The sequence below is a fragment of the Duganella paludis genome (assembly GCF_054461335.1).
The window spans coordinates 4855850-4881037 of sequence record NZ_CM136922.1 but is presented as its reverse complement, the minus strand read 5'-3'; the positions used below and the strand labels follow the sequence as shown (position 1 = coordinate 4881037).

General features: G+C 63.7%; 27 protein-coding genes. 13 read left to right on the top strand and 14 right to left on the bottom strand.

The features are described from left to right. Positions 1–125: 125 nt before the first annotated feature. From adk to ACXZ1M_RS21515, 6 genes are all read right to left on the bottom strand, one after another. The gene (adk, locus tag ACXZ1M_RS21540; RefSeq protein ID WP_459049670.1) at positions 126–782 is read right to left on the bottom strand and encodes an adenylate kinase; all 657 of its coding nucleotides are present in this window, start codon (positions 780–782) and stop codon (positions 126–128) included. Positions 783–957: 175 nt separating this feature from the next. After that, complete coding sequence (gene kdsB, locus ACXZ1M_RS21535) at positions 958–1704, bottom strand: 3-deoxy-manno-octulosonate cytidylyltransferase (protein ID WP_459049669.1); 747 nt, start codon at positions 1702–1704, stop codon at positions 958–960. Positions 1705–1708: 4 nt separating this feature from the next. Beyond that, complete coding sequence (locus tag ACXZ1M_RS21530; RefSeq protein ID WP_008446346.1) at positions 1709–1885, bottom strand: Trm112 family protein; 177 nt, start codon at positions 1883–1885, stop codon at positions 1709–1711. Further along, positions 1866–2930, bottom strand: a complete 1065-nt coding sequence (lpxK, locus tag ACXZ1M_RS21525) for a tetraacyldisaccharide 4'-kinase (RefSeq protein ID WP_459049668.1) — start codon at positions 2928–2930, stop codon at positions 1866–1868. The genes ACXZ1M_RS21530 and lpxK overlap by 20 nt, the downstream gene beginning before the upstream one ends. Next, positions 2917–3360 carry an ExbD/TolR family protein gene (locus ACXZ1M_RS21520; RefSeq protein WP_459049667.1) on the bottom strand — a complete coding sequence of 148 codons (444 nt, stop codon included), beginning with the start codon at positions 3358–3360 and terminating at the stop codon, positions 2917–2919. The genes lpxK and ACXZ1M_RS21520 overlap by 14 nt, the downstream gene beginning before the upstream one ends. A 9-nt stretch (positions 3361–3369) precedes the next feature. Beyond that, positions 3370–3975, bottom strand: a complete 606-nt coding sequence (locus ACXZ1M_RS21515; protein WP_459049666.1) for a MotA/TolQ/ExbB proton channel family protein — start codon at positions 3973–3975, stop codon at positions 3370–3372. Between the two features lie 1101 nt (positions 3976–5076). Here ACXZ1M_RS21515 and xseA point away from each other — a divergent pair. Continuing rightward, positions 5077–6432, top strand: coding sequence for an exodeoxyribonuclease VII large subunit (xseA, locus tag ACXZ1M_RS21510; RefSeq protein ID WP_459049665.1), 1356 nt, complete (start codon positions 5077–5079; stop codon positions 6430–6432). 92 nt (positions 6433–6524) lie between these two features. Here xseA and glk read toward each other — a convergent pair whose 3' ends face one another. After that, positions 6525–7517 carry a glucokinase gene (gene glk, locus ACXZ1M_RS21505; protein WP_459049664.1) on the bottom strand — a complete coding sequence of 331 codons (993 nt, stop codon included), beginning with the start codon at positions 7515–7517 and terminating at the stop codon, positions 6525–6527. A gap of 244 nt (positions 7518–7761) precedes the next feature. On the opposite strand from glk, the gene ACXZ1M_RS21500 reads away from it, so the two are divergent. The 4 genes from ACXZ1M_RS21500 to mgrA all read left to right on the top strand — a co-directional run bounded on the left by ACXZ1M_RS21500 (position 7762) and on the right by mgrA (position 11051). Beyond that, complete coding sequence (locus tag ACXZ1M_RS21500) at positions 7762–8742, top strand: LacI family DNA-binding transcriptional regulator (protein WP_459054059.1); 981 nt, start codon at positions 7762–7764, stop codon at positions 8740–8742. Positions 8743–8862: 120 nt separating this feature from the next. Further along, positions 8863–9441: a superoxide dismutase [Fe] gene (sodB, locus tag ACXZ1M_RS21495; RefSeq protein WP_459049663.1), complete on the top strand. Its 579-nt coding sequence runs from the start codon at positions 8863–8865 to the stop codon at positions 9439–9441. A 113-nt stretch (positions 9442–9554) separates the two neighbouring features. Further along, complete coding sequence (locus tag ACXZ1M_RS21490; RefSeq protein ID WP_459049662.1) at positions 9555–9761, top strand: hypothetical protein; 207 nt, start codon at positions 9555–9557, stop codon at positions 9759–9761. A gap of 249 nt (positions 9762–10010) precedes the next feature. Then, positions 10011–11051, top strand: coding sequence for an L-glyceraldehyde 3-phosphate reductase (mgrA, locus tag ACXZ1M_RS21485; protein WP_459049661.1), 1041 nt, complete (start codon positions 10011–10013; stop codon positions 11049–11051). Between the two features lie 22 nt (positions 11052–11073). Here the strand turns inward: mgrA and ACXZ1M_RS21480 are convergent, their stop codons facing one another. Continuing rightward, complete coding sequence (locus ACXZ1M_RS21480) at positions 11074–11433, bottom strand: hypothetical protein (protein ID WP_459049659.1); 360 nt, start codon at positions 11431–11433, stop codon at positions 11074–11076. 153 nt (positions 11434–11586) lie between these two features. Between ACXZ1M_RS21480 and ACXZ1M_RS21475 the strand changes: the two genes are divergently transcribed. From ACXZ1M_RS21475 to ACXZ1M_RS21450, 6 genes are all read left to right on the top strand, one after another. Beyond that, positions 11587–11907, top strand: a complete 321-nt coding sequence (locus ACXZ1M_RS21475) for a DUF4148 domain-containing protein (protein WP_459049658.1) — start codon at positions 11587–11589, stop codon at positions 11905–11907. A gap of 15 nt (positions 11908–11922) precedes the next feature. Next, positions 11923–13383 (top strand): efflux transporter outer membrane subunit, encoded by a 1461-nt coding sequence (locus ACXZ1M_RS21470; protein ID WP_459049657.1) that lies wholly within the window; start codon positions 11923–11925, stop codon positions 13381–13383. Positions 13384–13546: 163 nt separating this feature from the next. Further along, positions 13547–13930, top strand: a complete 384-nt coding sequence (locus ACXZ1M_RS21465) for a MarR family winged helix-turn-helix transcriptional regulator (RefSeq protein ID WP_459049656.1) — start codon at positions 13547–13549, stop codon at positions 13928–13930. 10 nt (positions 13931–13940) lie between these two features. Beyond that, complete coding sequence (locus ACXZ1M_RS21460; RefSeq protein WP_459049655.1) at positions 13941–16199, top strand: FUSC family protein; 2259 nt, start codon at positions 13941–13943, stop codon at positions 16197–16199. 2 nt (positions 16200–16201) lie between these two features. Then, positions 16202–16414 (top strand): DUF1656 domain-containing protein, encoded by a 213-nt coding sequence (locus tag ACXZ1M_RS21455; RefSeq protein ID WP_459049654.1) that lies wholly within the window; start codon positions 16202–16204, stop codon positions 16412–16414. Positions 16415–16436: 22 nt separating this feature from the next. Continuing rightward, positions 16437–17297, top strand: a complete 861-nt coding sequence (locus tag ACXZ1M_RS21450) for an efflux RND transporter periplasmic adaptor subunit (protein WP_459049653.1) — start codon at positions 16437–16439, stop codon at positions 17295–17297. A gap of 9 nt (positions 17298–17306) precedes the next feature. Here the strand turns inward: ACXZ1M_RS21450 and ACXZ1M_RS21445 are convergent, their stop codons facing one another. The 4 genes from ACXZ1M_RS21445 to ACXZ1M_RS21430 form a co-directional block, all read right to left on the bottom strand. Then, positions 17307–18053 (bottom strand): SDR family oxidoreductase, encoded by a 747-nt coding sequence (locus ACXZ1M_RS21445; protein WP_459049652.1) that lies wholly within the window; start codon positions 18051–18053, stop codon positions 17307–17309. A gap of 1 nt (position 18054) precedes the next feature. Further along, positions 18055–18387, bottom strand: coding sequence for a hypothetical protein (locus ACXZ1M_RS21440; protein WP_459049651.1), 333 nt, complete (start codon positions 18385–18387; stop codon positions 18055–18057). Positions 18388–18409: 22 nt separating this feature from the next. Then, entirely contained in the window at positions 18410–19051 is a 642-nt protein-coding gene (locus ACXZ1M_RS21435; RefSeq protein ID WP_459049650.1) for a thiol:disulfide interchange protein DsbA/DsbL, read from the bottom strand. 111 nt (positions 19052–19162) lie between these two features. After that, on the bottom strand, positions 19163–20059 hold the full coding sequence (locus tag ACXZ1M_RS21430) for a cobalamin-binding protein (protein ID WP_459049649.1): 897 nt from the start codon (positions 20057–20059) through the stop codon (positions 19163–19165). Positions 20060–20201: 142 nt separating this feature from the next. Here ACXZ1M_RS21430 and ACXZ1M_RS21425 point away from each other — a divergent pair, with 142 nt between their 5' ends. Further along, complete coding sequence (locus ACXZ1M_RS21425) at positions 20202–21008, top strand: DODA-type extradiol aromatic ring-opening family dioxygenase (protein WP_459049648.1); 807 nt, start codon at positions 20202–20204, stop codon at positions 21006–21008. A gap of 78 nt (positions 21009–21086) precedes the next feature. Here ACXZ1M_RS21425 and ylqF read toward each other — a convergent pair whose 3' ends face one another. Then, on the bottom strand, positions 21087–22037 hold the full coding sequence (ylqF, locus tag ACXZ1M_RS21420; protein WP_459049647.1) for a ribosome biogenesis GTPase YlqF: 951 nt from the start codon (positions 22035–22037) through the stop codon (positions 21087–21089). A 132-nt stretch (positions 22038–22169) separates the two neighbouring features. Between ylqF and ACXZ1M_RS21415 the strand changes: the two genes are divergently transcribed. After that, a complete protein-coding gene (locus ACXZ1M_RS21415) occupies positions 22170–24155 on the top strand; it encodes an OPT family oligopeptide transporter (RefSeq protein WP_459049646.1) in 1986 nt (661 codons plus the stop codon). Between the two features lie 62 nt (positions 24156–24217). On the opposite strand, the gene ACXZ1M_RS21410 is transcribed toward ACXZ1M_RS21415, so the two are convergent. Further along, complete coding sequence (locus ACXZ1M_RS21410; protein WP_459049645.1) at positions 24218–25144, bottom strand: histone deacetylase family protein; 927 nt, start codon at positions 25142–25144, stop codon at positions 24218–24220. Positions 25145–25188: the final 44 nt, after the last annotated feature.

The window sequence follows — 25188 nt, the reverse complement described above, 5'->3', positions numbered from 1 at the left end:
GTCCCCTTTATTTTTGTTTATCAAGCCTACAAACCACACTTCAACGTGCGAACTGCAAAACTTCAAAAATCGGGATGGCATCCGGCAAAAAAAAAGCGGACCATCGGTCCGCTCTACTTTACCGCTTATTCCGCCAGCGCGGCAAACGCGCTGTCGCGAATTTGCTCCACGGGGCCGACGCCCTCGATGCGGCGGTACTTCGGCGCGCCAGGTTCGCCCGATTGTGCCCAGGTGTTGTAGTAACCCAGCAGCACTTCGGTTTGATTGTGGTAGACGTCCAGGCGCTTCTTGACCACTTCGGCCTTGTCGTCGTCGCGCTGCACCAGGTCTTCGCCGGTGACATCGTCCTTGCCTTCGACTTTAGGCGGGTTGAACTTGACGTGGTAGACGCGGCCCGAGGCCGGGTGGCAGCGGCGGCCGTCCATGCGCTCGATGATCGATTCGTCCGGCACGGCGATTTCCAGCACGTAGTCCACGGTCACGCCGCTGTCCTTCATGGCGTCGGCCTGGGCGATGGTGCGCGGGAAGCCGTCGAACAGGTAGCCGTTGGCGCAATCGGGCTGGGTCAGGCGATCCTTGACCAGGCCGATGATCAGATCATCCGACACCAAACCACCCGCGTCCATCACCTTCTTCGCGGCGATACCCAGCTCGGTGCCGGCCTTGATGGCGGCGCGCAGCATATCACCAGTGGAAATTTGCGGGATGTTGTATTTTTCTTTGATGAAGTTAGCCTGAGTGCCCTTGCCGGCACCTGGTGCTCCTAACAGAATGAGACGCATGAAGTTTCCTAAAAACAGATATGGAGTATGGGTTAGTTAGTGTGAGATCGTACGAAACTTACCACAAAACTTAGTTGTTACGCCAATTTCTGGGCGATATTCCGTATGAATATCGCACAGTTACAGCCGTTATAACAGTCATAGCTGACGGCGAACTGACGTGAATTAATATAAATTAATAGTGGCGACGCACGCGTTCTAGGTCTTCCGGCGTATCGACGCCGGCGGCCGGGGCCGAATCGGTCACGTGCACGGCGATAGGATAGCCGTGCCACAGCACGCGCAGCTGCTCCAGCGCCTCGATCGATTCCAGCGGCGACATCTCCAGCGCCGGGTAGGCCTGCAGGAAGTCGTTGCGGTAGGCGTACAGCCCGATGTGGCGAAGCGGTACGTAGCTGGCAGGCAGGCTGTCCCGGGTCTGGGCGTAGCCGTCGCGGTGCCACGGGATGGTGGCGCGCGAGAAATACAGGGCACGGCCGGCCTTGTCCAGCACCACCTTCACCACATTCGGGTTGAAGGCGTCGGCGGCGTCGTGCAGCGGGTGGGCGCAAGTGGACATCGGCACCTCGGCGCCGATGCGCGCGGCGGCCGCCTGCAGCAGGGCCGGATCGATCAGCGGCTCGTCGCCTTGCAGGTTGACGATGACGGCGTCGGCCGCCAGGTTCAGCGTGCGCGCCACTTCGGCGATGCGGTCGGTGCCGGACGGATGGTCGGCGCGGGTCATGCAGACTTCCACGCCGTGCTGTTCGCAGGCGGCGCGGATGTCGTCGTGATCGGTGGCGACGATGATGCGGGAAGCGCCGGACAGCTGCGCGCGTTCGGCCACGCGCACGATCATCGGCTTGCCGCCCAAGTCGGCCAGGGGTTTGTTCGGCAGCCGGGTCGAGGCCAGGCGGGCCGGGATGATGACGATGAAGGACACGGGCTTATTCCGCCTTGTCCTGCAGGGTGCGCGCCTCGTCGGCCCACATGATGGGGATACCGTCGCGGATAGGATAGGCCAGGCGATCGCCTTTGCAAATCATCTCCTGCGCCTTTTTATCGTACTCCAGCGGGCCTTTGCAGACCGGGCATACCAGGATATCAAGCAATCGAGCGTCCACGACATTTCTCCACAATTTGGTCGGCCAGCGCGCGGTCGATGCGCGCCGTAACCGGGACGACCCATAGTCGCGGGTCGTCTCTGAGTTCTTCAATTTGCGCACATTTTACTGCATCCTTCTCGGTCATCAAGATAAGGTCGGCGTCCAGGGCGGCGAATGGGCGGTCCTGGAAGTCGTGATGATCGGGAAGCGGCAGTTCAATAACGTGCAGACCGGCCGCTTTCAGCATGCCAAAGAAGCGTGCCGGATTGCCGATACCGGCAGCGGCGGCGATGCGCAGACCGTCACGGCCGGCGCTTTCCGCCAGCCCGGCCAGGGTGCGGCGCTGGCTGCGGTCGCGCAGCTGTTCGGCCACGTCGCCGGCCAATACCATCTGCACCGGCGCACCCTGCGCGCCGACGGCAGCGGCCAGGCCGGCCGTCAGTTGCGGCGCATTGATGACGGTGAAATCGCGCCGGCGTGTCACCGGCTCGCGCAGCGGCCCGGCCGGCAGCAACCAGCCGTTGCCGGCGCCGCGTCCGTCGAACAGGATGATCTCCACATCGCGCTGCAGCTTGTAGTGCTGCAGCCCGTCGTCGGTCAGCAGCACATCCACCTCGGGGTGCGCGGCCAGCAGCGCCAAGCCCGTGGCCGCGCGATCGCGCCCCACCATCACCGGCGCACAAGTGCGCTGCTTGATCAACAACGGCTCATCGCCCACCTGCGCCGGAGTCGAGGCCGCCGTCACTTCGCGCGCGCCCTGCTCCGCGCTGCCAAACCCGCGCGAGATCACCCCCGGCCGCATGCCCGCCGCCTGCAAGGCCTGCACCAGCCAGATGGTCAGCGGCGTCTTGCCGGTGCCGCCGATGTAGATATTCCCCACCACCACCACCGGCACCGGCAGCCGCGACGACTTCAGCACGCCGGCCTTGAACAAGGCCGCGCGCACGCCGCTCAGCAAACGAAATATCAGGGAGACCGGCCACAAGGCGCAAGCCAGCGGGCCGCGCCGCAGCCAGTTACGTGTCAGCGTGGATTCCAACGCCGACGATTTATTTTGAGCCACCGGTTTGCGCCGCGAAAGTAAGTTTCTCGTAGCCGGCGATGCGCGCGGCTTCCATCACGTTGATCACCATCTGGTGCATGGCGAACTGGTCGGCGTTGACGATCACCACCGGCGATTTGCCGGCATCACCCGCAGTGGCGGCCTTGCCGGCCGCCGCCCGCAGCGACTGCGCCAGCCCGCTCACATCGCGGAACGACACCGGCTCGCCGTTGATGGTGTAGTTGCCCTTGGCGTCCACCGTCACGTTCAGCTCGAACGGCTTGTCGACCGCCTTCTGCGCGTCGGCCGTCGGCAGCGTGATCTGCAGCTCGGTAAACTTGCTGTAGGTGGTGCTCACCATCAGGAAAATCAGGATCACCAGCAGCACGTCGATGAACGGGATCAGGTTGATCTCCGGATCCTCGCGGCGCTGGCCTTTGCGGAAATTCATGGCGCGTCCTTATTTGCGCTTGCTGTGGACGATGTCGACGAACTTCACCGCCTGCTGTTCCATGTCGATGATGAAGCTATCCACCAGCGCGCGGAAGTGGCGGTAGAACACCAGGGTCGGCATCGCGATCGCCAGGCCGAAGCCGGTGTTGTACAAGGCCACCGAAATGCCGTGCGCCAGCGCCGCCGGATTGGAACCGGCCGCGTTCTGCGAACCGAAGATCTCGATCATGCCGACCACCGTGCCGAACAGGCCCATCAGCGGGGCCAGGGTGGCGATGGTGCCCAGCGTGGTCAGGAAGCGCTCCAGCGTGTGCGCGACGCCGCTGCCGGCCTCCTCGATCGATTCCTTCATCACCTCGCGCGGCGCGTCGACGTTGCGCAGCGCGGCCGACAGCACGATGCCCAGCGGCGAGCTTTTCTCCAGCTTGTCGATGATGTCCGGCGTGATGTGATTGTTGCGGTAGACCAGGACCACCTCGTCCAGCAGCTTCTTCGGAATGATCTTGCTGCGGCGCAGATACATCAGGCGTTCGACAATCAGGGCCGTCGCGACGATGGAAGCAATCAACAACAACCAGATAGGCCAACCTGCAGCTTGGAATATGGCGAGCAAAACGAACTCCTGTAGATATGAACAACCGAATGGCGCAATGTATCTTGTTGGGCCGATGTCGGCAAGTGTCTGGCGGAGTTCTCAACATTTTCTGTGGACAATAATGTGAGCAAGCCCAGTCCTTCAGCGCTAAACTATTGATCTGTAAGGGAATAGTTGTCCAGCCTAAAAATCGCGCAGATGGGTACGAGCTTACTCCAGTTATGCCCAAATTCTGTGGACAACATTGTGCGCAACATGCTGGCCAATCCCTATCATATTGATTTAAAAGGATATTCTCTTCCTGCGCAAAAAACACGCAGCCGTGCAGCGGTGAATAAGTAGCCAAACTACGCGGCTCACTTCTGCACACTTAATGTGGATAAGATTGTTAGCAAGCGATCCCACAACATGAAAAAGCCTTGATTTATAAGGGTTTTTTTGCCTTGAGTAAAAATTTGGCACGAGGGTGTTTTTCGCCCTTTTCTAGGGTGAAAACCGGCTTATCCACCGGACGCCACCGGAAAGCGACTGATCGTTTTCAGCTATCGCCGGCCACGCCGCAGTTCTGCACACTTTATGTGGATAAGATTGTTAGCAAGGCACAAGTTGACCATTCAAGTCATTGATTCATAAGCCGATTGTTACCATGCGCAAAAATAAAGCAGGCGATTTCAAGCCGGCGTCCAGGGAGCGCCATGCTATCAAGTTGACAATGCCGACTATTCACTGCCCGGCGCGCAATGTGGGCAAGAACAGAGTTTTGCACAAATTCTGTGGATAAAAGTGTGCGGAACAGGGGATGACCTCCCTTAAGTCATTGATTTGTCACAATATACTTTCCGTGCGTAAATTTTGAGCATGACAAAAACAACAACAAGAAAAAGGCTATCGCTCACCAAAGTTTCGCACATCTTTTGTGGATAACTTTGTGCGTAACCGGGCGCCGCATGGGCAAAGTGCTTGATCCATAAGGGTTTTTCCTCAATGCACGCAAATACGGCAGAAATGTTTACCCTTTAAAATCATGGATTTACCTATAATAGCTGGCGCCAAACCTATGCTGTTACCGCTGTGTGACAGAACTCACATAGTGTGGATAGTTTCCAATTTTGAAATCCTATGAACTTCGACGACCGCAACGATTCCGCCCCCGTAGCCAATGCCGCGCCCGTGATGACCGTCAGCGCGCTGAACCAGGCCGTGGCGCGGCTGCTGGAGCGTACTTTTCCACTGAGCTGGATCGGCGGCGAGATCTCCAACTTCACGCGCGCCGCTTCCGGTCACTGGTACTTCACGCTCAAGGACGACGGCGCGCAGGTGCGGGCCGTGATGTTCCGTGGCCGCGCGCAGTACGCCAACTTCGTGCCGCGCGAAGGCGACAAGGTCGAGGTGCGGGCGCTGGTAACCCTGTACGGGCCGCGCGGGGATTACCAGATCAATGTGGAAGCGATCCGCCGCGCCGGCGTGGGCTCGCTGTTCGAGGCCTTCCAGCGGCTCAAGGAAAAGCTCGATGCGGCCGGCCTGTTTCACGCAGACCGCAAGCGCGCGTTGCCGATGTTCCCGCGCACGGTGGGCATCGTCACCAGCCCGCAGGCGGCGGCGTTGCGCGACGTGCTGACGGCGCTCAAGCGCCGCGCGCCGCATGTGCGGGTGGTGCTGTATCCGACGCCGGTGCAGGGCCAGCTGGCGGCCGAAAAGATCGCGGCGGCCATCGACACGGCATCGTTGCGCGGCGAATGCGAGGTGCTGATCGTGTGCCGGGGCGGCGGCAGCATCGAGGATCTGTGGTCGTTCAATGACGAGGAAGTGGCGTATGCGGTGGCCAACTGCCGCATGCCGGTGATCTCTGGCGTGGGCCACGAGACCGACTTCACCATCTGCGACTTCGCCGCCGACCTGCGCGCGGCCACGCCGACGGCGGCGGCCGAACTGGCGGTAACGCCGCGCACCGACTGGATCGGTTCATTGAAGGCGGACGTGATCGATTTGCGCCGCGCCATGCGCCGCGCGCTGAACGATGCGGAGCAGACGCTGGATGGTCACACCCGCAGGTTGCTCAATCCGGGCGCGCAGATTGCGCAGCAACGTCACAAGCTGGTGGCGCTGTCGACCGCCCTCACCCACGCCAACCGCGCGCCGCTGACGCAGGCACGCCACCAGCTGGACCGCTTCAGTGGACGCCTGGCGGCGCGCAAACCGGACGTAACGGCGGTACGCGCGACGATGCAAGGCCTGCGTCACCGCGCGGCCATCAGCATCAACACGCAACTGAGCCAGCGGCGCGAAGCGCTGGCGGCCTTGTCGTCGCAACTGGAGATGTTGAATCCGCAGCGCACGCTGGAGCGCGGATATGCCATCGTTACCGACGACCAGGGCGCCGTCATGCGCGCGCCGTCGCAGCTCAAGCCGCACAGCACCCTCACCGTGCGCCTGGCCGAAGGCAGCGCACAGGTAGGGATCGACAGCGTCAACTAAACCGGGGTCAGTTCTGCCAATCGTACACGAGCTCTGCCGTAGCAGCTGCTACGGCAGAGCTCGTGTACGATTGGCAGAACTGACCCCGGTTTTCAGGCGGCGGACAGCATGGAAGACATGCCGATCAGCACGGGGTTGGGTTCCGTGATGACATAAGTAGGAATATGCGCCAGGTAATCCGAGAAGCGCCCCTTCTGCTCGAAGCGCGCCCGGAAGCCCGAGCGTTCGAAGAACTCGCTCATCTTCAGCACCGTGCGGCCGCCGATGTAGATGCCGCCCTTGGCCCCAAGGGTCAGCGCCACGTTGCCGGCCACCGTCCCCAGCATCTCGCAAAACGCCAGCAAGGTCTCCTCGCACACCGGATCGAGCCGGTGCACGCCACGCTCCATGATCTCGGCCGTGGTCAGGTTCTGCGGCTCCACCCTGGCCCGCTCGCTCAACGCGCGGTACACCAGCGCAATGCCGATGCCCGACACCAGCCGCTCGCTCGACACATGCTCGTGATAGCGCCGCGCATAGCGCAGGATATCGATCTCGCGCTCATTCATCGGCGCAAAGGTGGCGTGGCCGCCCTCGCTGTCGATGGCGATCCATCGATCGCCCGCCGGCACCAGCCCCGACACGCCGAGCCCCGCATCCGCCCCCACCAGCCCGATGGTGGTGCCGATGCGCGCCACGCCGCCGCCCACCTGGTGCTTGTGCTCCGGCGCCAGGTAAGGCAAGGCGCTGGCCAGCGCGGTGAAGTCGTTCACCACCACCAGCGATTTCAAACTGAATTGCGAACACACCGCCTCGATCGAAAACGACCAGTGGTGATTGGTCATGGTGACCCAGTCGCCGTCGATGGGGTTGGCGATGGCAATGCCTGCAAAGCGCGCCTGGTAGCCGCCCGCCGCCACCGTCGCCGCCTGCGACAGATAGGCCACCAGCGCCGCACCCAAGGTCGGGTAGGCCTGGCACTCGGTCACCCACACGGCCTCGATCTGGTTGGGGGCGGTCTCCAGCCCGAAGCTGGCGCTGCTGCCGCCGATGTCGGCCAAAATGCGCGGGCCGTGCGCGAGGTGCGAAAAAGCGTCGCGTTTCATGTCTCTTTCCGTTTTTCTCTTATGTCTGGCTGCGATGATTATATGCCAGATAACGCCATGAAAACGTTTTCAAGCACTACCCCATTAAATACCGCCGGCGGCCGAAAGTCAATCGCCGGCGGGCGGCCAAATTGGCGGAAAGCATGGGGATTATGGTAACCTTTGCCGAAAAGGTTTTCATAACTACATCCACAAAGGAAATACTTTGGCAGACACCTCCCATTCCAACGGCCCATCGACTTTGATGGATGTCGCCCGCCAGGCCGGAGTGTCGCCCAGCACCGTGTCACGCATCCTGAACGGCACCGCCAAGGTGTCGGATGAAAAGCGGCAAGCCGTGCTGGCCGCCATCGAGCAGATGAATTTCGCGCCCAACCAGATGGCGCAGGGCCTGAAAAAAGGCCGCTCCATGACCATCGGCATCGTGGTGCAGGATATTTCCTCCCCCTTCTTCGATGAAACGCTGCGCGGGGTCGACGACGGCCTGAAAGGCACGGGCTTCGCCTCGGTGATCGTCAGCGGCCACTGGAACGCCGACGAGGAAGCCGAACGCATCCGCCTGCTGCTGGCGCGCAAGGTCGATGGCATCATCCTGCTGTCGGGCCGCATGTCCGATGAAACGGTGCTCAAGTTCGCGGCGCAGCGCCCCATCGTTTCCACCGGCCGCGCGCTGCAGACGCGCACTGCGCTGGGCTTCAAGATGGACAACGAGTCCGGCGCCCACATGGCCGTGCACCACCTGATCGAACTGGGCCACCGCCACATCGCCTTCATTTCCGGCCCCGCCAACAACATCGACGCCGCCGACCGCCTGGCCGGCTACAAGCGCGCGCTGGAGGAAGCCGGGATTCCGATCGAAGAGCAGCTGGTGGTCGAGGGCAACTACCACGAGGCCAGCGGCATGTTGGCCATGAACCGCCTGTTCGACACCCATCAGCATTTCACGGCCGTGTTCGCAGCCAACGACCTGAGCGCCTATGGCGCGCGGCTGGCGCTGTACCGCAAGGGCATCCGCGTGCCGGACGATATTTCGCTGGTCGGCTTCGATGACCTGCCCGGTTCGTCGTACACGACGCCGCCGCTGACCACCATCCGCCAGCCGCTGTACGACATCGGCCGCATCGCCACCCATGCGCTGCTGCGCATCATCAACGGCGAGGCGGTGCGCGGCGAAGTGCCGCCGCTGGAACTGATCGTGCGCGAGACCACGCGGCGCGTGCGCTAGGGCCGGCTAACCCACACGAAACGCGGGCCTTTTCAGCGGCGCGCGCCTATCCGTTTTACAATGATGGACGTTTCAATAAAATTACCCGGTTTTTAAGACCACCTAATCAAAGGAAGAACAATGGAACATACCCTGCCACCTCTGCCATACGCCATCGACGCCCTGGCGCCATCGATCTCGCAAGAGACCCTGGAATACCACTACGGCAAGCATCACCAAACGTATGTCACCAACCTGAACAACCTGATCAAGGGCACCGAGTTCGAAAACCTGTCGCTGGAAGAAATCGTCAAGAAATCGTCGGGCGGCATCTTCAACAACTCGGCTCAGGTTTGGAACCACACCTTCTACTGGAACAGCCTGACGCCAAACGGCAAAGGCGCACCGGACGGCGCGCTGGCTGACGCCATCAACGCCAAGTGGGGTTCGTTCGATAAGTTCAAGGAAGAGTTCACCAAGTCGGCCGTCGGCAACTTCGGTTCGAGCTGGACCTGGCTGGTGAAAAAAGCCGACGGTTCGCTGGACATCGTCAACACCTCGAACGCCGCCACCCCGCTGACCACCGATGCCAAAGCGCTGATCACCTGCGACCTGTGGGAACACGCTTACTACATCGACTACCGCAACGTGCGTCCTAAGTACCTGGAGACCTTCTTCAAGCTGGCCAACTGGGACTTCGCTGCCGCCAACTTCGCGTAAGCGACACCGGCAGCCTCCACAAAAGCCCGCTACGGCGGGCTTTTTTACGCCCGTTTGTGTTGCGACAAGGGCCGGCCAACATGCTAGGATATCTTTGCAGGACGGAGGATGTCATGAAAAAACTGCCCGACCACGATCTTGAAGTTGCCCCGAATTCCGGCAAGCCACCAAAGCACCTCGCTATTAAGCGAGTGCGGGCGCATGAAATCGATCCCGAACTCTACCGCGCCCCCTTGAAGGTTAGAGCCTTCAAGGAGACGACTCCGGAAGACTTCGATCGCATCATCGCCGAGCTCCAACATGAGCTGGGTAAAGTTTGATATAGAAAGCGACGGGCGATTTCTGGCATCGGTCAAAGACCTGGGCGCCTCCCCGGCACAGCGTATCCTGTCAAAGCTGAGGGATATGAGCCGCAGTGTCTCCTGGACCGGAATGTGCAAGGATTACGGCTGGCACGAAATCACCATCGCGCCAACAGATTGCTTCCCTGGCGCGAGCAACCCGGCTTGTGTGAAGTTCCTCCTGCACGACTATAATCGGCAAGGTCCAACTTCCCATGGAGACAGTTAATGACTTACCTCGCTTCGCCGCACCGCTATGATGCGATGCAGTACCGCACTTGCGGTCGCAGCGGCTTGAAATTGCCGGCGATGTCGCTCGGCTTGTGGCATAACTTTGGCGACACCAACAACCTGGCCTCGCAGCGCGAGATGCTGCGCACGGCGTTTGACTTGGGCATCACCCACTTCGATCTGGCCAATAACTACGGGCCGCCCTACGGTTCGGCCGAAGCCAATTTCGGCCAGCTGTTCAAGCAGGATTTCAAGCCGTATCGCGATGAGCTGATCATCTCCACCAAGGCCGGCTGGGATATGTGGCCCGGTCCCTACGGCCAGGGCGGCGGCTCGCGCAAGTATGTGCTGGCCAGCCTCGATCAGTCGCTGCAGCGCATGGGCCTCGATTACGTCGATATCTTTTATTCGCACCGCTTCGATCCCGATACGCCGTTGGAGGAAACCATGGGCGCGCTGGCGCACGCGGTCCAGCAGGGCAAGGCGCTGTATGTGGGCGTGTCGTCGTATTCGGCCGAGAAAACCGCCGAAGCCGCGCGCCTGCTCAAGGAGTGGAAGGTGCCGTGCCTGATCCATCAGCCGTCCTACAATATGCTGAACCGCTGGATCGAAACCGAAGGCCTGCTCGATACGCTCGGCCAGGAAGGCATAGGCTGCATCACCTTCACCGCGCTGGCGCAGGGCATCCTGAGCGACAAGTACCTGAACGGCGTACCGGCCGATGCGCGCGTCAACCGTCCGGGCGGCGGCTCGCTGCAGCAGTCGCATCTGAGCGAGGCCAATCTGGATCGCGTACGCGGCCTGAACGAGATCGCCCGCCGGCGCGGCCAGACCTTGGCGCAGATGGCGCTGGCCTGGGTGCTGCGCGATCCGCGCATCACGTCCACGCTGATCGGCGCCAGCAACGCCGCGCAGATCCGCGAGAACGTCGCCGCCCTCGCCAACCTGCAATTCAGCGCCGAAGAACTGGCGCAGATCGATGCGCAGGCCCAGGAGGGTGCGATCAATCTGTGGGCCGGTTCCTCCGCGCACCGCTAAGGCCGGCCGCAGTCTTTAACTGTTAGCTGGTGCGAGCCCAGTCGCGGCGCTCCATGCGCCGGGGCTGCGGCGGCTGCGCGCGCTGCGCCGTCTCGTCGTCATCGTCCGGCACGACGTCGCGAAACTCACCGTCCACCAGCGGGATGGTTTCGATATGATCGAAGCCGATGTCCGACTCTACGCTTTCCCGCCCCACACCGGCGCGCTCGCCCGTGCCTTCGGCGTCGGTGTCGCTATCCATTTCGCTGCCGGGTTCGCCCGCCACATCGCTGCCGCTGTCGGAATTGTCGCTCGGTCCGAGGGCGCGCGTGCCGTGGCCGCTGCCCAGCGAGCGGTCCGTACCGACCGGAATGTTGTCCGGATCCAAGGTGCTGTCTGCCATGATGCCCTCCGTATCAAAATACCATTGAAACACTTCGCCCACCGCTGGGTCGGTGTGCAAACGCACATAAGGCTATCGTCCTCATAGGAATTTTTTACTTTACAAATGTACTGTTCATCTCTATAGTTACTACATCAACCAACGGAGAACATCATGAGCACAACTACCAAACACCTCTTGACCGCCGCCGCTACCGTGGCTTTCGCGATCGCCGCCACCGCCACCACCGTGAGCAGCGCCTTCGCCCAAACCGCGCCGGCAACGACCAGCACCGCCGCCACCGCCGCTGCGACCTCGGCCGCCAAGAACGCCGTCGCCACCAGCGCCCTGGCCAGCGTCAAGATCGATCAGCCGGTTGGCAAAACCCGCGCTGAAGTGCAGGCCGAATTCCTGGAAGCGCGCAAGAACGGCACGCTGCTGGAAACCGAAGCCGACTTCGACGTCGCCCGCACCCGCAAGCACTACACCAAGTAAGCGTTGAAGTTGACCATGCCGCACATGCTCCCTACGCACGCCGCCCGCAACTTCGCCGCCCCCATGCTTGCATGCGCGCTGGCGGTGCTGGCCGGCTGCGCGGACATGGGCAACATCCAGCCGCAAGCCGTGCAGCTGCGCCCCGCCGAGCTGAATCCGGGTAAAGCCATCGCCGCAGCCACCAGCGCGGAAGTGGCCTGGCCCGACGAGCACTGGTGGGAAGCGTTGCACGACGCGCAGTTGAACCAGTTGGTCAACGCGGCACTGCATGACAATCCTTCACTGCGGGCGACGTTGGCCCGCGTGCGTCAGGCCGAAGCGCTGGCCGGCGTGACGCGCGCCGCCACCCAACCGCGTGTGGACGCCACGGCCAGCGCCGACCGCGAGTTGTACTCGGCGCACAGCACCGTCCCCGCTCCGCTCGCAGGGAACTACGCGTGGAAGAACACCGCCGCGCTATCCGGTTCCTACGATCTGGATCTGTGGGGCCGCAACCGCGATGCGCTGGCCGCCGCGCTGGATGATGTGCACATGGCCGCCGCCGAATCACAGATGGCGCGGCTGACGCTGGAGACTTCCATCGTGCGCGCCTACATCCAGCTGGCGCTCACGCACACGCTGCAGGACAGCGTGACGGAAAACCTGGCGCAGCGCGAACGCATCCTGGAGATCACGCGGCGGCGCAAGGCGGCCGGCCTGGCCAGCGAGATAGACGTAACAAGCATCGAGACTACGCTGCCGGCGGGACGGCGCGAGCATGAGCAATATGGCGCGTCCATCGCTCTGCTGCGCAACCAGCTGGCGGCACTGATCGGCAAGGGACCGGGCGACGGCGAAACGATCGCCCGGCCAATGCTGGCCTTATCGGCCGACGCGCAGGCGGTGTTGCCGGCGAATCTGCCGGCCGAACTGCTGGGCCGCCGGCCCGACATCGTGGCGCAGCGCTGGCGCGTGGAAGCGGCGTCGTCGCGCATCGAAGTCGCGAAGAAGGACTTCTACCCGAACGTCAACCTGGCGGCGTTTGTCGGCATGCAGTCGCTGGGCTTCAGTCACTTCCTGGATGCCAGCTCGCACACGCGCGGCATCACGCCGGCCATCAGCCTGCCGCTGTTCGAAGGCGGCCGCCTGCGCAGCCAGCTCGGCAACCAGACCGCGATGTACGACGGCGCGGTCGAGCAGTACAACGCCACCGTGGTCCAGGCGATGTCGGACGTCGCCAACGCGGTGGTCACGATGGAATCGGTCAAGCGGCAGGACGTGCTGGCGCAAGCCGCGCTGAAGTCGGCGCGGCGGCAGCAGCAATTGGCCGAGCGCGCGTATCAATCCGGCTTGACCGACACGCTGAACGTGATCAATGCGCAGCTGGCGTTGTTGAACGAACAGCAGCAAATGGCGCAAGTGGCGAGCAAACAACTGGAGAACTTCGCATTGTTGATGTCCGCCTTGGGCGGCGGCATAAAACTGGATTCACCTTGATACTTCGATAGTACAATCAATCCTTTCCAAAAATATCAGAGGAGTGGCAATGAGTAGTTTTGAAGCGACTAAAAAGCGCCTTAAAAACATCCATGGCCGAATACCGGAGTTCCCAGAGGAGTTGATGCGCCTGTTGCGCATGACTTACCACATCCAGAAACGGATGAAAGATTTGAGTAACGCCGCACTGCGCAAGTACGAGCTGGTGGACGCAAGCTACATGGTACTGGCGGTGCTGTACGGTTCGGACAATGAAACATCGACCGCGTCCACGCTGGGCGAAGCCTGCATGGAAAAGCCGGCCAATCTCACGCGCGTGTGCAACGACCTGGAGTCGCAAGGCCTGATCACGCGCGGCAACCGTCCCGGCGACCGCCGCTGCGTGATGATTTCGCTGACCGATGAAGGCCGCGCACTGGCCGAGAAAGTACTGCCGGAAGTATGGGGCACCACCACGCGCGCCTACGACGGCTACAGCGCGGAAGAAGTAAAACAACTGGAAGCGCTGCTGAAACGGCAGCTCGATAACTTAGAATCCATTACATAGACCCGCACCCATGAATGCTACTCCCGCCGCCCAGCCCTCCCAGGACCACAGCGCGGCGCGGAGAGCCCTCACCTGGTTGCACACGCAGACCAACGACTGGCTGCGCACCGAAGGCGAACGCTGGATCTTTGTCGCCAAGGCCATGCTGGCCTCCTTCTCCGCCTTGTGGCTGGCCTTCCGCCTCGGCCTCGACGCTCCCTACACCGCACTCGCCACCACCATCATCCTGGCCATGCCCAGCAGTGGCATGGTGCTGGAAAAGGCCTTCTACCGTTTTCTCGGCACCCTGGTCGGCTGCGCCGCCGCGCTGGCGCTGGTGGGCTTTTTCCCGCAGGCGCCGATCATGCTGTTCATCGGCCTGGCGCTGTGGGTGGCGCTGTGCACCGGCGGCGCGGCGATGCACCGCAACCAGCAATCCTACAGCTTCGTACTGGCCGGGTACACGGCCGTGATGATCGCGGTGCCGGCCGTCGATGCGCCGGCCCACGTGTTCACGCTGGCCGTTACGCGCGTGACCGAGGTCGGGCTGGGCATCATCTGTTCGGCGGTGGTGCACGACGTATTCTTCCCGCGCCGCCATTCGCGCGCCGTGATGCGCACCGTGCAGGCACGCTACGCCGGCTTCATCGATTTTTGCCGCCAGGTGCTGGAGCACCGCATCACGCCGGACGACGCGGAGCTGAACCACCTGCGCTTCGCCGCCGACATCGCCGCGCTGGAATCGGGTCGCGCCGCTGCCTTCTTTGAAGCGGGACATTCGCGTTCGCACACGCGCCAGCTGCATGCCTTCAATGCGGCCTTCATGACCGCGCTGACCACTTTCTATACGCTGCACCGCCTGAGCCACCGGCTCGGCCATCGCCCGCCGGGCGTCGATGCGGGCGTCGATGATGGCGCCAGCAAGCGCGCCGAAGCGGGCGTCGACGCAGGCGCCGGCTTACGCGTCGCTGTAGGCGCCGCCGAGCGCGCCGGCACGCGCGCCGATGAAGGCCCGGTGCTAGCGCTGCTGGCGCCGATGTATGCGCACATGGCACGCGCCCTGCGCGACGACCTGACGCCGGCGCGGCTGGCGCAGATGCGCCACGGGTTGGCCAAGGACATCGCCGCCGCCCGCGCGCAGCTGGCGGCCGGGCCGGCGCTGGAACGCCCGCAGCAGATCGACTTCGACACGGCGGCCGAACTGCTGGAACGCTTCGCCGCCAACCTGGCCGACTTCGCCGCGCTATACCACGGCCTGGCGCAGGAGAAGCGCCAGCAGGTCAGCGATCCCGGCGCCTACTCGCCGAAGACGCCACCCGCCATCATCTTCGCCAGCGGTTTCCGCGCCGGCGCCGCGCTGCTGATCACTGCGGCCATGTCGTATTGGCTGGCGTGGCCGGCCGCCGTCAACTCGCTGCTGATGGCGACCATCTTCTGCGCCCTGGCCTCATCCTCGCCGCGCCCCACGGTGCTGGTGCAGCAAGTAACGACCGGCTTCCTGATCGCCACGCCGCTGGCCTTCGTCACCGAATTCCTGATGGTCGCCAAGGCCGACAACTTTGCCCCGCTGGTGCTGGCCGCGCTACCGCTGTTCGCTTTCGGCGCCTACCTGAGCAGCGGTCCGCGCTGGGCCGGCGTGGGCATCGGCGTTGGCATGTTCTCGGCCACGCTGGTGGTGCCGACCAACTTGATGCGCTACGACGTCGAGGCCTTCATCGGCAGCGAGTTGTCGATGATCCTGGGCGTGGTGGTGGCCTATCTGATGTTCAAGGTGGTACTGCCCGAGCACACCATGGGCCATCGCGGCCACGTCGCCGCCGCGCTGTGGCGCGAGGCACAGCAGGCCTGCGACGCGCGCCTGCATCGCCTCAAGCATCGCTTCGACAACCGCGTGCGCGACCTGCTGAGCCAAATGAACGCCGCCGCCGGGCCGGCGCCCAACGCCGAAACGCGCGCCGTGGTGCGCCAGGGCCTGACCCTGCTGGAACTGGGCCACGCCGTGATCGAACTGCGCCAGTTGCTGGACGCGGCGCACGCCGGCGCCGCGCGCGACAGCCTGCAAGCGGTGCTGGACCGGCTGGCCGCCTACTTGCACGCACCGCAGCGCGAACGCCATCAGCACGGCGAGCGCGCACTGCAAGCCATCCTCGACGCCGGCACCGCCGTGCGCGCCGCGCTGGCCGATACACAGCCCGATACGCATCACGAGCGGCGCGCGCGCCTGCACACGGCGCTGACCGACCTGCATTCCATCTATACGTCCTTGCTGGACCAGTTTTCCGGAGATTGACCATGTTCCCTACCATGCCGCGTGAAGTGGATTTTTTTGGCGTGCTGCTGCCCGGCGTGCTGCCGGTGTTCCTGGCCGCCATGCTACTGCAACTGGTGCTCGACGCGGCGCTCAGCCACGTCGGCGCCTACCGCAACAGCTGGCACCCGGCGCTCGTGCGGCTATGCATGTTCGTCTGCATCTTCAGCGCCCTGCTAGTCACCCTGTACAACTAATTTACTTTTCTGAGAGCCCGCTGTGAGTGCATCTAAAATTTTCCGATTCTGCCTGACCATGCTGCTGCTGGCGGCGGCCCTGTGGATGGGCCACGCCGCCTGGAACCACTACATGGAGTCGGCCTGGACCCGCGACGGCCGTATCAAGGCCGACGTTGTCACCATCAGCGCCGACGTCGCCGGCACCGTGACCGAAGTGCTGGTGCGCGACAACCAGCTGGTGCACAAGGGCGACGTGCTATTCGTGGTCGACAAGGCGCGCTACGCCAACGCGCTGGCGCAGGCCAGCGCCATGCTGGCTTCGCAGCAGGTGGAAAAAGGCCGCCGCGCGCAGGAAGCCAAGCGCCGCACGGCGCTCGACAACGCCATCGTCTCGGCCGAGAGCAAGGAAACCGCCGTGGCGGCGGCCGATACGGCGTCGGCCCAGTATCAGGCGGTGCTGTCGGCACGCCACCTGGCGCAGCTGAATCTGGAACGCACCGAGGTGCGGGCGCCGGTGACCGGCTACGTCACCAACCTGAACGTGCATGCCGGCGATTTCGCCGCGGTCGGCGCGGCCAAGCTGGCGCTGATCGACAGCGAGTCGTTCTACGTGGTGGGCTATTTTGAAGAGACCAAGCTGCCGCTGCTGAAGGTGAACGACAAGGTGGCGGTGCGCATGATGAGCGGCGAGGCGCAGCTGCAAGGCCACATCGAGAGCATCGCGCGCGGCATCACCGACCGCGACGCGAGCCTGGGTCGCGAACTGCTGGCCGATGTGAATCCGACCTTCAACTGGGTGCGGCTGGCGCAGCGCGTGCCGGTGCGCATCCACATCGATGACAAGCCGAAGAACCTGGAACTGGTGGCGGGCACCACCTGCACGGTGGTGATCCACGGCTAGCGCAAACGCTTAGCGCGCGCCGCCGGCATCGACGATGGCGCCGCTGACGTAGGAAGATTGAGGGCCGAGCAGCCACAAAATGGTTTCTGCGATTTCCTCGGGCTGGCCGCCGCGCCCCAGTGGCACGCTGGAGGCCAGCTTGTCGACACGGCCGGCGTCGCCGCCGCTGGCGTGGATGTCGGTGTAGATGATCCCCGGCCGCACGCAGTTCACGCGTATGCCTTCCGGGCCGACCTCCTTCGACAGGCCCAGCGTCAGCACATCGACCGCGCCCTTGGAGGCCGCATAGTCGACATACACATTGCCGCCGCCATGGCGCGACGCGCCCGACGACACGTTGACGATGCCGCCGCCCTGCCCGCCGCGCGCGGTGGACATGCGCCGCACCGCCTCGCGGCTGCACAGAAAGTAGCTGAGGATATTGGTGTTGAAGACGCGCTGCAGGCGCTCGGCCGACATGTCGGCCAACTGGCCCTGCTGTTCCAGCACGCCGACGTTGTTGACCAGCGCCGTCAGCGGCCCCAGTTCCTCGTCGATGGCGGCGAACAGGCGCAGCACGTCCGCTTCCACGCCGACGTCGGCCTGCACGGCGATGGCCTCGCCGCCTTCGGCCACGATCTGCGCGCGCAGGCGCGACGCGGCGTCGGCGTTGCTGTGGTAGTTGATGCAGACCGCGTAGCCGCGACGGCTGGCCAGCAGCGCGGTCGCCGCGCCGATGCCACGGCTGCTGCCGGTCACCAGCATCACCTGCTTCATCTTATTTCGCCGGGCTGAGGTTACCCAGCGCGTAGCTCAGATGCTCCCACCAGTGGTCGCGCGACTGCACCGTGCGCAGGCACTTCTTGTCGATCTCGGTCTTGAAGATCGGATCGCGGCACTGCTTGGTGGCCAGCGCATTGCGCTGGTTCTCGGCATTGACCAGGGCCACGCTCAGCCACAGGATCAGACCGAGGAACACGATTACCAGGCTCCACGCCACGTGGTTGATATACGCCCATTCAAACAGGTTCTCCAGCGCCGGCGAAGACTCCTTGTAAATCTTCATGACCTGGGCTTCCGCCTCTTCCCGCTCGTTCCTTGGGAATTTCATTACCTTACCCGTCCTTCCTTGATTACTTCTTGGCGGCGCGTTCCTGTAGCGACTTCGCCACCAGGCTATCGACAACCGCGAACATCGCTTTGTGTGCTGCATCGGCCGACGTCAGGCCGTGGCCTGCCACCGCCGGCGAGGTCGTGTAATGACCATCGATCACCAGTGCCGGCACACTATCCAGTTTATACTGAGTTGCCACCTGCTGCGCGCGTTTCAGCTTGGTCTGCACGCCGAAGGAATTGAAGGCTTCGACGTACTTGGCCTTGTCCACGCCGTTCTTGACCACGAAGTCCTGCAAGGCCGCGTCGGTGTTGAGGCGGTTGTGGTCGACGTGGATGGCGCGGAAGATTTTCTCGTGCATGCCGTTGCCCAGCGCGTTCATCGCTTCCAGCGTGTAGAAGGCCTTGGCCTGGGCGTCGTCGCCCATGTGCATGCGGCGGAATACGATCTTGTCGTTGTTCTTCTTCACCCAGTCGGCCAGCACCGGATCGAGCACATTGCAGTGCGGGCAGTGATACATGAAGAACTCCAGCACCTCGACCTTCTTGCCGGTGTCCGGACGCGGCGTGTTGACGGTGTTGTAGTCCAGGCCATCCTTGAAGTCGGCGGCGGAAGCGCCGGCGGCGGCCACAAAGGCGACGGTGGCTAACAGTGGGCGCAAGAGACTCAGCAAACGCATGGCATTCCTTCGAATAGATAAGTGGCAAACGCCGCGAGATTACCACTTTTTGCGCGCGCCGGCCCAAGTATTCAGCTGACGATTAAGCTGGCTTTAAGGGCGATGCCGACGCGCCGTCTCCAGTCTTTCGCACAGCACGGCGACCCCGTCGGCAATGCGCGGGCTGGCGCGCACCATCAGTTCGCTGTCGAGCATGAACAGGTTGTTGCGCTGGACCGCCAGCAGTCCCTTGTAGGGCTTCCAGATGTTGATGCCCGACTGGCCGTCGTGGCGCTCGCCGCCGACGATGGCTTCCGGATTTTCCTGCAGCACGGCCTCGGTGCTGACCGAGGGCGCGGTCACCTTCAGCGCGCCGAATACATTGCGGCCGCCGCAGACGCGCAAGGCGTCGCTGACGATATGCTCGCCGTTGAGCGTGAACAGCGGCTTTTCCCAGATCTGGTAGAACACCCTGACCGGCGCACGCTGGGCGTAGTCGGCGCTGAGCCTGGCGATTTTCTGGCGGTAGTCGCGCGCGGCGGCTTGCGCGACGGCGTCCTGGCCCAGCAGCTGGCCCAGGCGGGTCAGGCTGGTGGCCACTTCGTCGAGACGTTTCGGTTCGCTGTAGAACACCGGGATGCCCAGGCTTTTCAACTGCGCCAACTGGCGCTCGGTGTTCCCGGTCTGCCAGACCACCAGCAAGTCCGGGCGCAGGGCCAGCAGGCGCTCCATGTCGATGATGGCGTCGCTGCCGATCACCGGCAGGCGCTTGGCCGCTTCCGGGTAGTCGCTATAGCTCATGACGCCGACCACGCGCTCGCCGCCACCGGCGGCAAACAGCAGTTCGGTGATGTGCGGCGCGGTCGAGATCACGCGCTGTGCGGGTTTGGCCAGCGTGATGGTGTTGCCGGCGTCGTCCTGCACGGTGATGGCGGCGCCGGCGCCAGCGCCCAGGGCGACGCCCAGCACGGCCAGCGCAAACCGGCAACGGCGCAGCGCGGAAGAAATCATGGTGTTGACTTTCAAAATTCGGGGCACCGGCATTATACGCCCGGGCCCATCATTCAGTTTTTAGATATGATCTATCATCATTTACCGTATTGATTGCATGGACGCGGGTGCTTATAGTGGGGATATTGAAAAGGAAATCGCCATGAAACTCCCAACTTACTTTCTGTCGCACGGCGGCGGACCCTGGCCATTCATGATGGACCAGGTCGGCCATTTGTACTCTGAACTGGACGCCTCGCTGCGCGATATTCCGCGCCAGCTCGGCGTCACGCCCAAGGCTGTGCTGGTGGTGACGGCGCACTGGGAAGGCCGCGAGTTCATGCTGTCGTCGTCGGCCAGACCGCCGATGATCTACGACTACGGCGGCTTCCCGGCGCACACCTACGAGGTGCAATACAGCGCGCCGGGATCGCCGGAGCTGGCGGCGCAGGTGCAGGGTTTGCTGGAGGCCGGCGGCCACAAGGCGCTGCTCGATCCCCAGCGCGGCTTCGACCACGGCACCTTCAGCGCCATGTATCCGGTGTATCCGCAGGCGGACGTGCCGATCGTGCAGCTGTCGCTCAAGCAGGGACTGGATCCGCAAACGCACCTGGAAGTGGGACGCTTGCTGGCGCCCTTGCGCGAACAGGGCGTGCTGATTATCGGCAGCGGGCTGAGTTACCACAATCTGCGGGCGTTCAATGCCAGCGGCGCGGCCGCCTCGCACTCGTTCGACAAGTGGTTGGGCGATACGATGGCGCTGCCGCCGCGGGAACGCAGCGCGCGCTTGATGGAGTGGGAAAACGCACCGGCGGCGCGCATCGCGCATCCACGCGAAGAGCACCTGCTGCCGCTGATGGTGGTGCTGGGCGCGGCCGAAACCGACCCCGCCACCATGCCCTACCACGAAGACGCCTTCATGGGTGGAATCGCTGTCAGTAGTTACCGCTTCGGACAGGCCGCAGCTTAAAGCTCAGCGTTGTACCCCGAGGCGAGGCTGGGTCAGACCAGAAGGGTCTGACCCTTGCTTGGATCTGCGGGTCGGGTACTAAGTACCGCGCTTGCCGTTGGCGGCGGCTTTGGCCTTCTCGGCGGCGATGGCGGCTTTTTCCGCGGCCTTGGCCGCCATTTCTTCTTCATGCTGCGCCAGGCGCACTTTGCGCGTGTCCGGCGTCTCCAGCGAAATCCGGCCCAGGATGCCGCTGCGGTAGTCGCCCAGGAAGGTGTGCGCGGCCTTTTCGTAATCGAGGTCGCCGCCCTTCTGGCGGAAGCCGCGCTTGGCGCCCACGCCTTCCACCACGGCGATGGCATCAAACGTTTCGATGTCCTTGAAGCCGTAGCGCGCCACCAGCAACTGCGGGTAGTGCACCAGCAGCTCACCCGCCAGGAACTCCGCCACTTCCTCTTCGATCAACGCGTTCGAGCCGATCGCGTGGCTGGCCGCCAGCATCAGGCCATCGCTCGGCAGCGCGATCTTCGGCCACAACATCCCCGGCGTATCGACCAGGATCGTGTTCTTGTCCAGGTAAAGCTTTTGCTGCTGCTTGGTCACGGCCGGCTCGTCGCCCACCTTGGCCACGCGTTTTTTCAGCAACGCGTTCATCAAGGTCGACTTGCCGACGTTGGGGATCCCCATGATCATGATGCGCAGCGGTTTGGTCGGCACGCCGCGATGCGGCGCCAGCTGCTTGGCCAGGTCCGGAATGCGCGCCACGTCGGCCGGCTTCTTGGTGGTCATGGCGTAGGCGGTCACGCCTTCCTGCGCATTGTAATAAGCGCTCCAGGCGGCGGTGGCGGCGGGATCGGCCAGGTCGATCTTGTTGAGGATCTTCAGGCACGGACGCTGGCGGAACTTGCGCAACTCGTCGACCATCGGGTTGGTGCTGGCCTCGGGCAGGCGCGCGTCGACCACCTCGATCACGAGATCGATGTTCTCCATCTGTTCCGCCGCCTTCTTCTTGGCGGCGTTCATATGCCCCGGGTACCATTGTATCGACATGCTCTGACCTTCAAAATCGTTCTGACAACCTGCTATTTTACCTGCTTACGGCGGCGGGATTCGTTTATCATTGGGCGCGCCACCCCTTTGATTAATCAAACAACAACTCAATTACAAACCGGAGTGCTGAAGATGAGCATAGCTGCACCGTCCAACCCGAGGGAAATCACCGTTCGCGGGATTATTCTGGGCATTCTGATTACGCTGGTGTTTACCGCCGCCCAGGTCTACCTGGGCCTGAAGGTCGGCCTGACCTTCGCCACCTCGATCCCGGCCGCCGTGATCTCGATGGCGCTGCTCAGCGCCTTCAAGGACGCCACCATCCAGGAAAACAACATCGTCCAGACCATCGCGTCGGCGGCCGGCACGCTGGCCTCGGTGATCTTTGTGCTGCCTGGCCTGTTGATGATCGGCTGGTGGGCCAACGTGCCGTTCTGGCCGACCTTCGGCGCCTGCGCCGTCGGCGGCGTGCTCGGTGTGATGTACACGGTGCCGCTGCGCCGCGCGCTGGTGTCGCAGTCGTCGCTGCCATATCCGGAAGGCGTGGCCGCCGCCGAAGTGCTGAAGGTGGGCATGGCCTCGCGCGAAGGCGCGGCCGAAGGCAAGGCCGGCCTGCGTGCGGTGATCTGGGGTTCGCTGACGTCGGCGCTGTTCGCCGCCGCCGCCGCCGCAAAATTGATGGCCGCCGAAGTGGCGGTGTTCTTCCGCACCGGCGCCGGCGCCACCGGCATCGGTGCTTCGAGCTCGCTGGCGCTGATCGGCGCCGGCCACCTGATGGGCATCACGGTCGGTATCGCCATGCTGGCCGGCCTGGTCATCGCCTGGGGCATCCTGGTGCCGCTGATGAGCAACCTGACGCCGATGGCGGCCGGCGCGGAAGCGGCCGGCCATGCGCTGGGCATCTGGTCCAAGCAGGTGCGCATGATGGGCGCCGGCGTGATCGGCATCGCCGCCATCGTCACCCTGGCCGGCCTGGCCAAGCCTATCCTGGGCGGCCTGAAGTCGGCCATGGAAGCGGCGCGCAAGGCCAAGCTGGAAGGCGCTTCGCTGGACCGCACCGAACTCGATATCCCGATCTTCATCGTCGGCCTGGTCACCCTGCTGTCGATGGTGCCGGCCGGCTGGCTGCTGGCCAGCTTCCTGCAAGGTGGTCCGCTGGCGTCGCTGGCGGTGCCGCTGGTGGCGGTCGGCGTCGGCTACGTGCTGGTGGCCGGCATTTTCGCCGCCGCCGTATGCGGCTACATGGCGGGCCTGATCGGCTCCTCCAACTCGCCTGTGTCGGGCATCGCCATCCTGACGGTGCTGGGCGCCGCGCTGAGTGTGGGCGTGGTGGGCCGCAGCGTGATGGGTCCGGAAGTGGCGCAGGCGCTGATCGCCTACGCGCTGTTCGTCACCACCGTGGTGCTGGCGGTGGCCGTGATCGGCAACGACAATCTGCAGGATCTGAAGACCGGTCAGCTGGTCAACGCCACCCCGTGGAAGCAGCAGGTCGGCCTGCTGATCGGCGTGGCCGCCGGTTCGTGCGTGGTGCCGCCGGTGCTGGAATTGCTGAATCGCGCCAACGGCTTCGTCGGCGCGCCGAACCTGGAATCGATCTCCGACCAGCCGCTGGCCGCGCCGCAGGCGCTGCTGATTTCCACGCTGGCCAAAGGCGCCATCGGCGGCGACCTGCCGTGGGATCTGCTGGGCTATGGCGTGATGATCGGCCTGGCGCTGGTGGTGATCAACTTCGTGCTCAAGCAATCGAGCGACGGTAAATACAGCCTGCCGCCGTTGGGCGTGGGCCTGGCGATCTACCTGCCTAGCGCGGTGATCACGCCGGTGGTGATCGGCGCGGTGGCCGGCTACCTGTTCGACCGCGCGGTCGAGAAGAAGGTGGGCGGCGAATCGGCCAAGCGCATCAGTGTGCTGGTGATGTCGGGCTTCATCGTCGGCGAGAGCTTGTTCAACGTCGCGCTTGCAGGGCTGATTGTGTTGTCGGGCAAAGGCGAGCCGCTGGCCATCGCCACCGGCATGGGCGAAGGCCAGGGCATGACCGTGGCGCTGATCGTCGGCACGGCGATTGTCTGGGGTCTGTACCGCTGGTCGGCCAAAAACGGCCAGGCGGTGCAGGGATAAAACTGGCACGGGGGCCAGCCCACCGGCGGACGTCGCGCAAGTCTCGTCCGCCGTACCCCGCTTTAAATCTCCGCTAGCGCCTTCAGATGCGCCACTACGCTGCGGCCCAGCGCCGACAGGTTGTAGCCGCCCTCCAGGCAGCTGACGATGCGCCCTTGCGCGTGCTCGCGCGCGACGGCCATCATCTGTTCCGTCATCCACGCGTAGTCCGCCTCCACCAGCCCCATGCCGCCGATGTCGTCCTCGCGATGCGCGTCGAAGCCGGCCGAGATGAAGATCATCTGCGGCTTGAACGCGTGCAGCGCCGGCAGCCATTGTTCCTGCACGAGCTTGCGCACCACGTCGCCCTTGCTGTGCGCCGGCACCGGCACGTTGACCTGGTTGGCGGTGATCGGCGGCGGGTCGGTGTACGGGTAGAGCGGGTGCTGGAAGAAGCTCACCATCAGCGCGCGCGGTTCGTTGATGAACGCTTCTTCGGTGCCGTTGCCGTGGTGGACGTCGAAGTCGACGATGGCCACCCGCGACAGGCCGCGCACGTCCAGCGCGTGCTTGGCCGCCACCGCCACGTTGTTGAACAGGCAGAAGCCCATCGGTTCGATCGGCCGCGCGTGGTGGCCGGGCGGACGCACGGCGCAAAACGCGTTGTCGATTTCGCCGTCGATCACGGCGTTGGTGGCCGCCACCGCCGCGCCGGCCGCGCGCTGCGCCGCGCGCCAGCTCCAGGCGTTGAGCGAGGTGTCGCCGTCGATCGGGTAGGTGTCGCCTTCGGCCGGCACGTTGTCGCGCACGATGGCGATGGCGTTTTTGCTGTGGTTGCGTTCGAGGTCGGACAGTTCGACCAGCGGCGCTTCGCGGTGCTCCAGCAGGTCGCTGATGTGCGATCCGATCAGCTGGTCGGCGATGGCCTGCAGGCGTGCCGGCGATTCAGGGTGCCAGTCGCCCATGTCGTGGCGCTGGCAGTCGGGATGGCTGTAGATGGCTGTGGTCATGTTATGTTTACTGCTGCGAGCTGTTTCTCGCATAGAATCCCCTC